9 protein-coding genes are annotated in these 14,529 nt (G+C 35.1%); 6 read left to right on the forward strand and 3 right to left on the reverse strand.

The annotated features are described in order from the left end of the window. Positions 1–630: 630 nt before the first annotated feature. Entirely contained in the window at positions 631–1,503 is an 873-nt protein-coding gene (locus IC221_RS28615; protein ID WP_188172213.1) for a diacylglycerol kinase family protein, read from the forward strand. An 85-nt stretch (positions 1,504–1,588) separates the two neighbouring features. Here the strand turns inward: IC221_RS28615 and IC221_RS28620 are convergent, their stop codons facing one another. Beyond that, positions 1,589–2,230, reverse strand: a complete 642-nt coding sequence (locus IC221_RS28620; RefSeq protein ID WP_188172214.1) for a hypothetical protein — start codon at positions 2,228–2,230, stop codon at positions 1,589–1,591. Between the two features lie 339 nt (positions 2,231–2,569). Between IC221_RS28620 and gltX the strand changes: the two genes are divergently transcribed. Together gltX and IC221_RS28630 are read left to right on the forward strand one after the other, a co-directional pair. Continuing rightward, entirely contained in the window at positions 2,570–4,114 is a 1,545-nt protein-coding gene (gltX, locus tag IC221_RS28625; protein WP_188172215.1) for a glutamate--tRNA ligase, read from the forward strand. A gap of 67 nt (positions 4,115–4,181) precedes the next feature. Further along, entirely contained in the window at positions 4,182–5,891 is a 1,710-nt protein-coding gene (locus IC221_RS28630) for a glutamine--tRNA ligase/YqeY domain fusion protein (protein ID WP_188172216.1), read from the forward strand. Positions 5,892–5,956: 65 nt separating this feature from the next. Here IC221_RS28630 and IC221_RS28635 read toward each other — a convergent pair whose 3' ends face one another. Both IC221_RS28635 and IC221_RS28640 read right to left on the reverse strand, forming a co-directional pair. Beyond that, a complete protein-coding gene (locus IC221_RS28635; RefSeq protein ID WP_188172217.1) occupies positions 5,957–7,753 on the reverse strand; it encodes a PAS domain S-box protein in 1,797 nt (598 codons plus the stop codon). A gap of 124 nt (positions 7,754–7,877) precedes the next feature. After that, positions 7,878–8,960: a lipid A deacylase LpxR family protein gene (locus tag IC221_RS28640; RefSeq protein ID WP_188172218.1), complete on the reverse strand. Its 1,083-nt coding sequence runs from the start codon at positions 8,958–8,960 to the stop codon at positions 7,878–7,880. A 293-nt stretch (positions 8,961–9,253) separates the two neighbouring features. Here IC221_RS28640 and IC221_RS28645 point away from each other — a divergent pair, with 293 nt between their 5' ends. The 3 genes from IC221_RS28645 to IC221_RS28655 all read left to right on the forward strand — a co-directional run bounded on the left by IC221_RS28645 (position 9,254) and on the right by IC221_RS28655 (position 14,225). Further along, positions 9,254–12,094, forward strand: a complete 2,841-nt coding sequence (locus tag IC221_RS28645; RefSeq protein ID WP_188172219.1) for a glycosyl hydrolase family 18 protein — start codon at positions 9,254–9,256, stop codon at positions 12,092–12,094. A gap of 128 nt (positions 12,095–12,222) precedes the next feature. Continuing rightward, positions 12,223–13,350 carry a DUF819 family protein gene (locus IC221_RS28650; RefSeq protein WP_188172220.1) on the forward strand — a complete coding sequence of 376 codons (1,128 nt, stop codon included), beginning with the start codon at positions 12,223–12,225 and terminating at the stop codon, positions 13,348–13,350. Between the two features lie 245 nt (positions 13,351–13,595). Then, positions 13,596–14,225 (forward strand): NAD(P)H-dependent oxidoreductase, encoded by a 630-nt coding sequence (locus tag IC221_RS28655; protein WP_188172221.1) that lies wholly within the window; start codon positions 13,596–13,598, stop codon positions 14,223–14,225. The last annotated feature ends 304 nt before the right edge of the window (positions 14,226–14,529 follow it).

A 14,529-nucleotide genomic window follows, 5' to 3' on the forward strand; every position in this document is an offset into this window, starting at 1 on the left:
TTTACGAAAGAAAATGCTAGAGATATTATGCATAAAAGCTATAATCAAATATTAACGAAAACTTAGTTTACAGTGTATTAAATATTCTATCCACTTAGTTTATGGATTCATTAAATGACGCACCAATAGAAGAGCGTGATAGTTTTCTGTAAAATCTTGACATTCAAACCTTAATTAGTACAATTTATCTCAAAACTTACAATAGACAAAGTATTAATTCAAAGAAACACTTTGAATTAATACTCAATATTTTCTATATTTAATAAAGACACTTTAATGAAAGTAAATGACATTTTAAATTACCTATACATAAGGTAAATCGAAACTTTAAAATAATATTTACTTTCAAGCTAGTGCTTTATTAAAAACTTAACCATTTTCATAAAAAAGAGATAAAACCAATTTCACTAAAGTTAGTATTATTAAGGAGTAATGATTATTAGAATAATACCATCAAAAATGCTATAGTTTAATTTTAAAATCCTACAACAATTAACAATTCTCATGATGGCTTAGAGTACTAACTTTTTAGTAAAAACTCCCCTTTTGGAATGAATGTGTATTTTAATTCCCCTTGTAAATTGGGTTAAGTTAAACCAAAACCAAGTTCCATTATTTTCGAATTAACTCATGCCGAGCATTATTTTAATCACCAATCCAAAGTCTGGCAATGGGGCTGCTACTAAAGCCGCACACATTACTCAGCAAACCTTAGCTAAAAAGAAAATGAATGTCCACATTGCTTACACGGAGTATAAAGGGCATGCTACGCAATTGGCTAAATCTTTTATCAGCGATTTTGATATTATTGTCGCAATCGGTGATCATGAAACCGTAAATGAAGTAGCACAAGCATTAGTGGGTACAGACAAGCCTCTAGGCATCATACCTTGCGGTAATGAAGAGGGACTCGCTAAGGATTTGGGTATTCCTACCGCTTTAAGGAAAGCGATCAAAATCATCTACAACAAAAGAATCAAATGTATTGATGCTCCTCAAATCAATAATGAGCATGTATTCTATACGGATGGTATTGAATGCGAGCCAAAAGCAAATCACAAATTGAACATGTTCAATGGAAGAGAAATTGGCAACTATTTCAAATCTTTCATTATGGATTTCCAAAAGCATTCTGCTAACAAGTTTACTATAAGTGTCAATGGTCAAAAAATCACTTCCAATGCTTTTGTCATTACATTAGCAAACGGTGAACTATTTAAAAGCGGAACATACATTCCTTCAAGCTTGAGAAAAAGAAGTGAACATCTAGATTCCGTTAATCCTAAAGACAAGGGCATGAACTTTGGCATTCACCTCGTAAAAAACAATAGTTCAGATCAACGCACGGAAGTTATTCATTTACAATCCAATAACTTTGTAATTAATGCCGATAAAAAACAAAAATCAATCTTTGGGTTCAAAGATAGCGAAAGTGAAAAATGGTCTACTCCATTAAACTTTAAGATTAGAAAAGAAGACAAACTTAATGTCATTGTACATTAAGTTTGTCTTCTTTTCCCTATTACATAAAAGTAAAAAATGAAGGGTAGATACTTTAACATCTACCCTTTTAAAAGTACAATATTTTCTACATCATAATTTTATACCCAAACAAACTATTTACTTCTTGTATAGACTTTTTATCAACCAAGTCTAATGCTACGATTTTCTTGTTTTTAAATGGATGTTTGGGTCCAATACAACTTACAAAACGATATTTTCTTTTTAAGAAATCTTCTCCCCCTTGCTTATTGCTACTCAACCCTACCCTACTACTTTGAGCAATTATTTCATAAGACATTTCTTTTTCTCTTAATCCAAATTCCACATTTTGCACATCCACTCCTCCTATAAAATGAAAGATTTCGGCAATCACATGCAATGGACCACTAATAAACGTTTTATCACTCTTGCGTTGAAGTCCGCGGATTAATATACCGCCATAAAAATCTAAAGTGCCAAAAGTAATATCAATACCTGCTCCATGTACATACCACCTCCCCAACGTTTTTTGATTTTCATGTTGATGAACATAAGGATCAGGGTGTTTTTCGTGGTGAAAATAAAATTCTATTTCTACAATTCTATAATTCTGAATTCCGGCTTTTAAAACACAGTAATTCATTAAATAGTTGGCTATTCTTTGAAAAGATTCTGAGATCTGCTGATCATTTAGGTTATGCTGTATTTTTTTGACTTCCTGTACTAATCTATCGAAAACAAGTCCCATTAATTTATTTTGATAATTGTGATGAGGTTAATTTTTGGTATTAGGAATAATACAAAATAGTACAATATTCAATAAGCGAATAACTTGGTTTGTTTCTATTCAATTGATAATGGAAAAGAGTAAAGTATTTGCCTAAAAATATTTGAAAGATGATGTATTCCTGCATTTGAATATACTTTTTTCCTTTCTCTAGTCCTAGATATTATTAAAACTTTCTATAATGTTCTTAAATCAATTCATATTCTTGAAACTTCAATATAATATTTAAAACATTTTCGCTCTTATTTGTTTAGCTTTGCACATTCTAAAAAGAAAAAATAAAATTTATTAATATAAAAAATGGAAAATAAGGTAAGAGTACGTTTTGCTCCAAGTCCTACTGGACCTCTTCACATTGGTGGAGTGCGCACAGCTTTATTTAATTACTTATTCGCCAAACACAATGGCGGTGACTTCTTGGTTCGTATTGAAGATACAGACCAGAGCCGTTTTGTGGAAGGTGCTGAAGAATATATCCGACAGAGTTTAGAATGGGCAGGTATCGTTGCTGATGAGGCACCATGGAACCCTGGTGATTGTGGTCCTTATCGACAGTCTGAAAGAAAAGAGATATATAAAGAATATGCTGAGCAGTTGGTAAAAGACGGTCTTGCTTATTATGCATTTGATACTTCTGAAGAATTGGAGGAAATGCGTGAGCGTTTGAAAGCAGCACGTGTCAATACACCTCAATACAATTCGATGACACGTACACAAATGACCAACTCTTTGACACTTTCTGAAGAGGAAGTGAAAGAAAGAATTGAGAGTGGTGCTCCTTACGTTATTCGTTTAAAGGTTCCTAAAAAGGAAGAAATTAGATTGAATGATATGGTACGTGGTTGGGTAATGGTACATTCTCATACTATTGATGATAAAATCTTAATGAAGTCGGATGGTATGCCTACTTACCACTTGGCTAACGTAGTGGATGATCATTTAATGGGAATCACACACGTTATCAGAGGTGAAGAATGGTTACCTTCTGCTCCATTGCACGTTTTATTATACAAATATTTAGGTTGGGAAGATACAATGCCTCGTTTTGCTCACTTGCCATTATTATTGAAGCCTGACGGTAACGGTAAATTAAGCAAGAGAGACGGTGATAAAATGGGCTTTGCAGTATTCCCATTAGAGTGGAAAGATCCTCAATCTGGTGATATCTCAAGAGGTTTCAAAGAAGATGGTTTCTTAGCAGATGCTTTCATCAACTTCTTATCTTTCTTAGGATGGAACCCAGGTGACGAGCGTGAATTCTTCACATTACAAGAATTATGTGATGAGTTTACAATGGAAAGAGTAACCAAAGCAGGTACTAAATTCGATATCGACAAAGCGAAATGGTTCAATCAACAGTACTTGAAAAACAGACCTGACGCTGAATTAGCAGAGTACTTAATTGCCGATATGACTACTGAAGGAAAGGAAACAACTCCTGAAAAAGCTTTATTAGTGGCAAATCAATTGAAAGAGCGTGTGACTTTCCCTCAAGAAATCTGGAGAGATGGTCGTTTCTATTTCGAAAAGCCTCAAGAGTACGATGCAAAAACAGTGAAGAAAAAATGGAAACCGGAAGGTGTTGCCGTTTTACAAGAATATGCGAGTACAATTGAAAATGCTGAAAGCTTCACTGCTGATGATGCCAAAGACATTTTCATGAAAGTCTTGGAAAATCATGAAATGAAAATCGGACAAGTAATGCCTGCATTAAGAGTAGCAATCTCTGGTAAAGGTGGTGGTCCTGATTTGATGATCATGCAAGAAATCTTAGGCAACAAAGAAGTGGCTGAAAGAATTAACATCGCAATTGAAAAAATTAATAAACTAAAAGAGGGTAACTAGAGTTTAGTTTATGATAAAGTGTGATAGGAATCAAAATTTCTATCATACTTTAATACTCACATTGAACATGGAAGAAAAAAACACTGAGAAAAGGCTGGACTTTATTCGTGAAAAAATCACGAATGAGTTAGCATCAAATAAAAATGGAGGTAAACTATTATTCCGTTTCCCTCCTGAGCCAAATGGTTACTTACACATTGGCCACGCAAAATCAATCTGCTTAAACTTCGGTTTATCACAGGAATTTGAAGGTGCGGGTACCAACCTTCGTTTTGATGATACAAACCCTGCCAAAGAGGATCAGGAATATGTGGATTCAATCAAAAAAGACATCGAATGGTTAGGCTTCAACTGGGAAGGCGAACCAAAATTCACTTCTGATTATTTCGACCAACTTTATGATTGGGCAGTGAAATTAATCAAAGAAGGAAAAGCATATGTAGACGATCAAGCGGCTGACGTTATTGCTTCTCAAAAAGGAACTCCTACTACTCCAGGTACTAACTCTCCATTCAGAGAGCGTCCTGTAGAAGAGAACTTAGAGCTTTTTGAAGGCATGAAAGAGGGCAAGTTTGAAGAAGGTTCTAGGGTATTAAGAGCTAAAATTGATATGGCTAACCCTAACATGCACCTTCGTGATCCATTCTTATACAGAATCATCAAAAAGGCACACCATAGAACAGGTGATAAGTGGTGTATTTATCCTATGTATGATTGGGCACATGGTCAATCGGATTACATTGAGGGTATCACGAACTCACTTTGTACGACTGAATTTGAGGTACACAGACCTTTATACAATTGGTTCTTGGATCAATTGGCTGAAGCTGATAAAACTCGTCCAGAACAAACTGAATTCTCACGTTTGAACTTGAACTACACTGTAATGTCTAAGCGTAAGCTTTTACAATTAGTAGAAGAAGGTGTTGTAAACGGATGGGATGACCCTCGTATGCCAACAATTTCTGGTTTAAGAAGAAGAGGTTATACGCCTGCTTCTATCAGAAACTTCGCGAAAACAGTTGGTATTACTAAAAGAGACAACATCATCGATGTTTCTTTATTAGAGTATGCGATCAGAGAAGACTTGAACAAGACTGCACCTCGTGTAATGGCTGTTTTAGATCCTATTAAATTAGTGATCGACAACTATGAAGAAGGTAAAACTGAGTGGTTGGAAGCGGAAAACAACCCTGAAGATGAAAACTCTGGGACACGTCAAGTTCCTTTCTCAAAAGAGTTATACATCGAAAGAGAAGACTTTAAAGAAAGTGCTAACCGTAAGTTCTTCCGTTTGACGATTGGTAAAGAAGTTCGTTTAAAGAACGCATATATCATCAAAGGAGAAAGCTGTGTGAAGGATGAAGATGGAAATATTACAGAAATCCACTGTACTTATGACCCACTTTCTCGTTCGGGTAGCGGTACTGAAGAGTCAAAGCGTAAAGTGAAAGGTACATTACACTGGGTGTCTGCAGAACATGCAGTAGATGCTAAAGTAAACCTTTATGACCGTTTGTTCTCTGATGAAGCTCCTGATTCTCGTAAGGATCCTGAAACAAAAGAGGTGATTGATTTCAAGACTTTCTTAAATCCAGAATCACTTCAAGTAATTGAAGGTTGTAAAGTAGAGCCGTCTTTGAAAGACAACAAAGCTGGCGATAATTTCCAATTCCAAAGAATGGGTTACTTTATCTTAGATCAAGATTCTACTCCTGAAAATATGGTTTTCAATAAGACTGTTGGATTGAGAGATTCTTGGGCGAAAAAGAACTAAGCTGTTGTAGAATAGCTTAAAATATAAAATCAAAACGGAGATACTTTTCGAAGCATCTCCGTTTTTTATTGAGTTGGTAGTAGGTTTTTCCGAATAGTGAAGATAAACTTACTCCCCCCAGAAGGATTTCCCTCCACCCATATTTCACCATGATGTTTATCTATTATTTTTTTACAACTAGCAAGTCCTAGACCATTGCCCTCAAACTCAGAATACGTATTCAATCGAGTAAAGGCTTTGAAGATATCTTCCCTTTTATCTTCATCAATACCAATACCATTGTCAATTACTGAGAATTGCCAATATTCTGGTAAGTCTTCCACTTCAATATTAATAAAAGTTTCTTGATTGGGGTGTTGAAACTTTAATGCGTTACCAATCAAATTTTGGAAGACCCTATAAACTCCAACTCTACTACATGCAATAGTAGGTAGTTTTTCAACATTGAAATTAACATCTTTATCTTCAATCTTATAGTTTAAATCTGTCAATACATCGGTCATTAATTCGTTAAGATCTTCTTCCGTTATTTCAAACTTTTTATCCAAGCTTCCAAAACTCATTAGTGATTCTACGAGGCTATTGAGTCGTTTTACAGATTTCCCTATCACCTTTAATACAGGTTCTTGTACTTCACCAGCATCAATAGATAACTGTACTAATTGTGCTACATTATTGATAGGGCTCCTTATATCATGAGAAGCCTGGAAAAGCATGTCTTTTATTTCAACATTTTTCTGCTGTAACTCAGAGGTTGCATTTTGGAGTTCAATAATGTCGGTGATGTCAACAAAAGAACCTAAAATACTTAATAAATTCCCCTCTTCATCATATTCATATGGAGAATCTTTAGATCTCAGCCATTTCCATTTCCCACATTTTGCTTTAAAACGATAAACGATAAAAAACGATTCTTCTTCTTTGGCAGTACTCAAACTTTCCCAATGAGCAATTATCCGTTCATGATCTTCAGGGTGAAATAGCCCCATAATATCATCCCTTCCAAATTTTGAATAATCATCAGCTGTATACCCCACTAATTTGGTGGCTTGTTCATTGACAAAAGTATTTTTACCCAATTTTACATCAAAAATATAAACACCATTTTGTGCATTTAGATTTATCTTTCTTAGGAAACGTTCCTTTTCCTCTAAAGCAACTTGTGCTTTATATCCTTCAGTAATATCTCTTGTTATGAGATTTAACCTCACCACATTTTCCCCATCAAATACAGGTGTTACATTGGTTTCATAATACATAAAACCAAAAGGAGCCTTGTAATCGATCTGATACGTTTGTGGAATACCTGTTTCAAATACTTCTTTCATTACCCGTTCTGCCCTTTTTTGAGAGCCAGGAGGTAAATAAATTGTACACCTTGTCCCTAAGACTTCATTTTTAGAGAGTCCAGGTGAAACATGGTTGATATAAATGATTTTTAAATTTTTGTCAACTTGAAACACATGATCAGTGTTATGGTCAATCAAAGATTTGTAATCAACCTCACTATCACAATCACATTTATCTAAACCTTTAAATAAAAGTGTGTAGGTCAGCTCATCACCAACAGAATTTTTTGATATGTAAACAGTAGCTACAGTTAAGGTTTTGTCTTTCTTTAATACCCTAAACTTCTCAAAAAAGTACTCATCAGAGGTAATTCTACCCACATTATGAGTCATGATTTCTTGAAAACTTCTATCACTTACTATTATTTCATCAATATTTCTTTGGAGTAAATCTTTTTCGACGTAGTTTAAAAATTGACATAGGGAGTTATTCGTAAATACAATCTCACTTTGATTATTGATTACGATAATTCCGTCATTAAGCTGTTTTAATAATTTTAAGTAGTGCTGCAATTTAATAGGTTGTATGAGTCGGCGAATTGAAATTGAACAGTAACATAGAATTTTAGACCGGAGATTCCAAAATTGCCTTCTATTTCTCCTTTAAATTAAAACAGGTTATTAATATTCTTATATTTTACAATCCATAAAAGATTGATATTTCACCCCACCCAAAAAAGTCTCCTTTCCTGAAACTATCGTTGATCACCACTCTATAATAATGAAACATAAACCTTCCTAAATTAAAATTGATACCATATACCCAATTGAGAATTAAAGGGTCTATTTGGTCTGATTTCAGTACATAGGGGCTTGATTCAAATTGGACTAAACTCCCTTGAGCTGTTCCGTCATAAAGTAATGCACCCACTTGGAACTCGGTGAAAAAATAGACCTGCTTTACTTGGTTTAAACTTGGTAGAATACCATTAAAGGTATTTCCTAATCCTTTCTTCATGTTCTTTTTCTCCCTTGCTTTACTTCGCTGATCTGATGTACTAAATCGTGGCGGATACTTTTGTTTCACACCTTCTCTACTGTAATAAGTGTCATTATACTTGCCTATTTTAAATTGAATCCCCGATAGAAAATAGTTATAAATAGTCCCAATATGAGCTTTTCCTATCAAGTTGGTTTCATAGTTTTTACCATTAAAAGGCAACATTTTCATCACTTCTACATCCAAATCCAATACTAGGCCATTTCCAATTTGATTATCCCATCCATTGAAATCTGTATTTTCTAAAAACAAACTATGCATAAAGTTTTGTGTTGCTCCTGCACCTGCCGCTGGACCTTGTATACCAACATAAAGATTGGTTTCCAGCCTTAAGGTTTTCCAATAATTGGAAGTCACCTTTCTATAAGTTGCGTACAATAATCCTGCATAAGGTCTATCTGTCGAATCCACTTCATACAATGTTGCATTTTCCGGAGTGTGCATGTCTTGGCCTATTGTCAAACTAAACTCTTTTTGTGTCGATTGTTTCAGTCCAAAAAGTAGTTTATCCATTACTTTATTATTAAAGTGATGACTTGACCATGTAAGATGGATACCATTTGTAAAGTTTCGGTCTGATTGTAACCAATATTGGTAAAAGTCATTTTGTGACGAAATACTGATATGTTCACTTTGTTGTTTTCCTAAACTATCAGTCTGTCCAAAAACAGTTGAAGAAAGAAAAAGGGAGGGAAAAAGAAAGTAGAAGAGATATTTCATAAAATGTAGTTTTTGAAGATGGCTCTAAAATAAAAAATAATACAGATAAAGCACCTACAAATCTGTAAGCATACAGTCTGTACACCTTTTATCGTACTGAATTACTATAAAAAGACAAGCTTTGTACCCCTACTTTTTTTGATCAACTTAGGACTGTACCCCTATTTATTTGGGCTGTACTCCTATTTGCTACCCTCTGCTTTATTGCGACTAACTGAATCATTTATTTGATTCGTAACCATCAACCTTCAGTTCCTCTTTTTAGAGAATTTATTAACAACACTACTACATATATGAGAATTTTTAAACTACTACTCTTAGTTAGCATTATGGCTATGTATAATGCAACTCAGGCCACCACTCTATTAACAGCTATGAATGCTTCACCTTGCGATGGTGTAGCAGAGTGGAATTCATCAACTACCTATGCTCAAAGTGGAACCAAAGTGGTTCACAATGGAAAGCTTTACAGCTCTAAATGGTGGACAAAAGGAGACACTCCAGGGGAGGCTCAATGGGGACCATGGGAAGAAATTGGTATCTGTGATGACAACCTTCCTCCTACTGTAACTTTTGCTTCACCTGCTAACAACAGTTCTTTCGTTTTAGAAGAAACTACAGCAATTAACTTTATCATCTCTGCAACAGATGATGACGGAACAATCGAAAGTACTTCAATTACTGTTGATGGCATTACCTTCTCAGGAAATAACATTCAATGGACTCCCACTCAAATTGGTAGTTTCACCGCAGTCGGAATAGCTATTGATAACCAAGGAAGTGAAAGTCAAACTACTCTTGAATTTACCATTACTTCTAATGAACCAACTCCCCCTTCTGTGAGTTTTACTACTCCTTCGGACGGTGACATTATTAAAACTTCATCCTTAGCCCCAATTTCTATTCAAATCAATACCAGTGATGAAGATGGAACTATCGTTGCCTCCAATATTACAGTAGAGGGGCAAACTTTCAACTCTTCTTCTGCACTTTGGACTCCTTCTGATTATGGTACTTTTACCATTACAGGAAGTGCTACCGATAACGATAACCTTACTTCTAATAACTCAATTACAGTAACAATTGAAGAAGTTATTCAAGGAAATTGCAGTTATCCAGAATATGCACCTTACCCATCCACTTATAATACAAATGATATTGTTGTCTATCAAGGTGACTTATTTGAAGCACAAGTAGACAACCTCTATAACATCACTCCTGGCGAAGCCGATCACTGGTGGAAACCGCTTGGTCCGTGCGTGGATACAAATACAGCTCCTAGTATCACTACAACCCATCAAACGTCTGTTGGATTAATTGCTACTACGCTAAACGCAGGTGTGGTAGATGCTGAAGGTGATCCAATAACGGTTAGCTTTACAGTAGATGGTACTGTTCTTGAGGCAACTCAAACCAATACAACTTTTTCTACTCAATGGACTCCTACAACTTATGGCAGCTATAATGTAACTGTAAATGCTTCAGATGATAAAGGAAAGTCTAGTTCAGCCTCTTACACTCTGACTGTAAATGAACCACAAGGGCCTCAATACCCTGTAATTACTTCTTTCAGCCCTGCTGATAATAAGGTTATAAAACAAACTTCCCTCTCTTCAATTAACCTCTCTTTTGAAGCTTCAGATATTGATGGGAGTATTGTATCCTCAAATATTACAGTAGAAGGAACAACATATAATGGCTCTTCCGCGACATGGACTCCATCTACATTTGGGAGCTATACTATTTTGTTCTCCGCTACAGATGATGAAGGTTTAACCACCGAACAAAGTATTTCAATTACAATTGAAGAAAACTTAGCTTTTACAGATAAAGTTCTTGTGGGTTATTGGCACAACTGGAACTTGTCTAGCGTTCCTTATATCCGACTAAAAGATGTAGATGATCGATATAATGTCATATGTATTGCATTTGCTGAGCCTAAAATCAGAGACATTGATAATACTATGGTTTTTGATCCTATAGACATCAATAATTTCCAAAATGAACCTTCCGATGCCTCTAGAGCGGAGTTTAAAGCAGATGTAGCTTACTTACAAAGTAAAGGAAAGAAAGTCATTTTATCTTTAGGCGGGGCCAATGGTGTTGTGCATTTAGATAATGAAGAAGAGCAACAAAAGTTTGTCACTTCCATGATCAATTTATGTGAAACGTATGGTTTTGATGGAGTTGATATTGACCTTGAAGGCTCATCACTTACACTTAATGCAGGAGACAATGACTTTACAAATCCTACGACACCAAGAGTATTGAACTTTATAGAAGGAATGCAAGCGATCAAAACACATTTTGGGCCTTCATTCTTATTGACTTCTGCTCCTGAAACCGCATACGTACAAGGTGGTCAAACGGCTTATGGTGGATCTTGGGGTGGATATTTACCAATCTTACATACGCTGAGAGATCAATTGGACTATGTACACGTGCAACTCTACAACACTGGTAGTTTAGGTGCACTAGATGGAAAAGCTTACACGCAAGGTTCTGCCGATTTTATTGTAGCCATGACAGAAATGTTATTGCAAGGTTTTGAAACAAAAAGTGTAGCTGGTTTCTTCCCTCCTTTTAGAGAAGATCAAGTGGCATTGGGGTTACCTGCCAATAAACCTGCTGCCCCAGCTGGCGGTTACACTCCACCTGCCGAAGTGCAAAAAGCTTTAAACTACCTTGTAAATGGTATCTCATTTGGTGGAGCTTATAAGCTTGTGAAAAGCGAAGGATACCCTGATTTACGAGGCATGATGACGTGGTCTATCAATTGGGATAAAACGACAAATTATGAATATGCCCAAAGCTATGATACATTCTTTAATGGTAGTAATGCCAGAACAAGAAATGATTTAGAAGTTGAATTAGAAAATCAATGGGGTAACGCTTATCCCAATCCATTTGAATCAAAATTGACTATTGATATTGAATTAAAAGACAAAGAAACTGTCATGATACAAGTATTAAACGCAAATGGTCAATTGGTTTATTCTCAAAAATACAACGAATTAAATAGCGGTATTCATCATCTCAATATTCCAACACACACCTTGTCAGAAGGGATTCATTTCATCAAACTCACAACCCTAGACCAAACAAAGGTCTACAAAGTCTTGAAAAACAAATAAGAAAAACACTATTTTTCAATAACCGAAAAGCTGTCCTTCATTAGGATAGCTTTTTTTGATTTGTTCCTAATCCATATTCTTTTACACAAAATAGTTACCTTTGAGGGAAATTAAAATAGGTTATATATATGCTTCAAGCGTTAGTTATGCTAGTAGCTCCCATTATTTTAACATGGGGAGCTAAGAAATTTACATGGATTGAAAACATAGGAACAGTAATTATTGCTTATGCTTTAGGCATTTTCCTTGGCAACACTTTTTATACTATTGACACGGAAGTTTCAAAAACGTTGGTAGATGCAGCAGTACCTTTATCTATTGGACTTATGCTTTTATCTTCCAACATGAAGCAATGGATCACTCAAGCAAGATCTACAATTTTATCTTTCTTCTGTAATTTATTTGGCGTAACAATTGGAGCAACCCTCGCTTTCCTCGTATTTACAGGTACATTAGAAAGTGCACACTATTTAGGAGGAATGTCTGTAGGGCTATATACAGGCGGAACACCAAATATGTCTGCCATTGGTTTGGCATTGGATGTTAAAGACGAAGCCTTTGTATTAATGAATACTGCAGATATGATATTAGGTGGCTTGTGGATGATTTTCTTAATGACCCTTGCGAAAAAACTATTCGGCTTTGTCCTACCAAAATACAATGCTAAAAATGCAATTGAAAGCGACATTACTAAAATTCAAGCCCTTCAAGGTCCAACATACAAAAGCATTCTGGCAAGTATAGGTATTGTAGTACTCATTCTTGGTTTTTGTGTAGGAAGTTCATTATTGATTTGGGGTAAAATGGACGAAATTTATATTATCCTTGGCGTTACCTCTTTAGCTATTGGTGCTTCATTCAGTTCTAAAGTACGAGATATCAAAGGTAGTTTTTTAGTAGGCGAGTATTTTGTATTACTTTTTTGTATTGGTTTAGGTAGCCTTTCTAACTTTGAAAAGTTACTAGCTGATGGCACTTTATATATTGGCTTTGTCGCTATTGTGATGTTCACTGGAATTGTGATTCATTTATTACTTGCCAAATATTTCAAAATTGATGTGGATACTTTTATCATTACATCAACAGCTTGTTTGTATGGGCCTGCCTTTGTGGGACCAGTTTCAAAAGCTATTAAGAATAAAAAAGTGATTTTATCAGGAATGGCAGCCGGTACTCTAGGGTATGCTTTGGCGAATTACTGGGGAATTATCCTAGGCAAGATGCTATTAATTGCAACTTATTTTTTAATTGGATAAAAATTTATCTCCTCCATTACTAAAAATATATGAACACCTCCTTAGAGGTGTTTTTTTATTTAAGTGACTGTATAACAGTAATATTCTAATAAATACCTTTTCCTTCTTTAGAGAGTAGCATTTTTCGTTTTACAACTTTCACACTATACATACTGTAAAATATTTCCAAAACATTTGTCGTTTAAACGAATATTGTTTTAATTTGTCATGATTTAATCTTTCAATCAAAATAAAACACTTTTCTTATGAACATTATTGAGAGCCTAAACTGGCGTTACGCAACAAAGAAATTTGATGCAACGAAAAAAATAGATGAAGCAACAGTTCAAACAATTTTAGAAGCGGGTAACTTATCGGCATCTTCTTATGGTTTACAACCTTGGACAATTGTTGTGGTAAAAACTCCTGAATTACGTGAAGCACTTGTACCACATGCATGGGGACAAAAACAAGTTGCAGATGCATCTCACCTAATTGTCATTGCTCGTACAGCAGATCTTACAGTAGAAGATGTTGAAGCATTTATCCAAAATGTAGCAAGCACTAGAGGAATTCCTGCAGATGCACTTGGTGACTACAAAGGCATGATGGTAAACACTGTCAACAACTTGTCTCCAGAAGACAAAGATACTTGGGTAGCAAAACAAGCTTATATCGTTTTAGGTAATCTACTTACAGCTTGTGCTCAACTTGAAGTAGATAGCACTCCAATGGAAGGTTTTGTTCCTGCTGAAGTAGACAAAGTATTAGGTTTTGAAGAATTAGGACTAAAAAGTACAATTTTACTTCCGATTGGTTATAGAGCTGAAGATGATGATTACCAACATCTTGCGAAGGTGAGAAAGCCATTAGATGAAGCAATCGTAACATTATAATCTAAAGGCCCTTTTTTAAACCATCAATAATTAAAAAAGAGTCTTGACCTCTTGTTTCCTTTGGAAATAAGAGGTTTTTTTATGCTTAAACAATTGGGTGAATTGTAAACTAAGTTTTCGTCAACTTTCAATCAGCCTTTCTGCCAGCATTTATAGGATCAACTTTCAAACTTCCTTCTTCTTCGTTTTTGTCTTGAAACAAAAAGAGGCAAAAAAGTCAAGGCTTTGAAGTCAAAAGCTAAATTCCATTTCTCTCGCCTATTGAAAGGATAACTCGATCAAAACTTCATCGTTTTGAGATGCT

It is taken from the genome of Flammeovirga sp. EKP202 (assembly GCF_014534745.1).
GTDB lineage: Bacteria > Bacteroidota > Bacteroidia > Cytophagales > Flammeovirgaceae > Flammeovirga.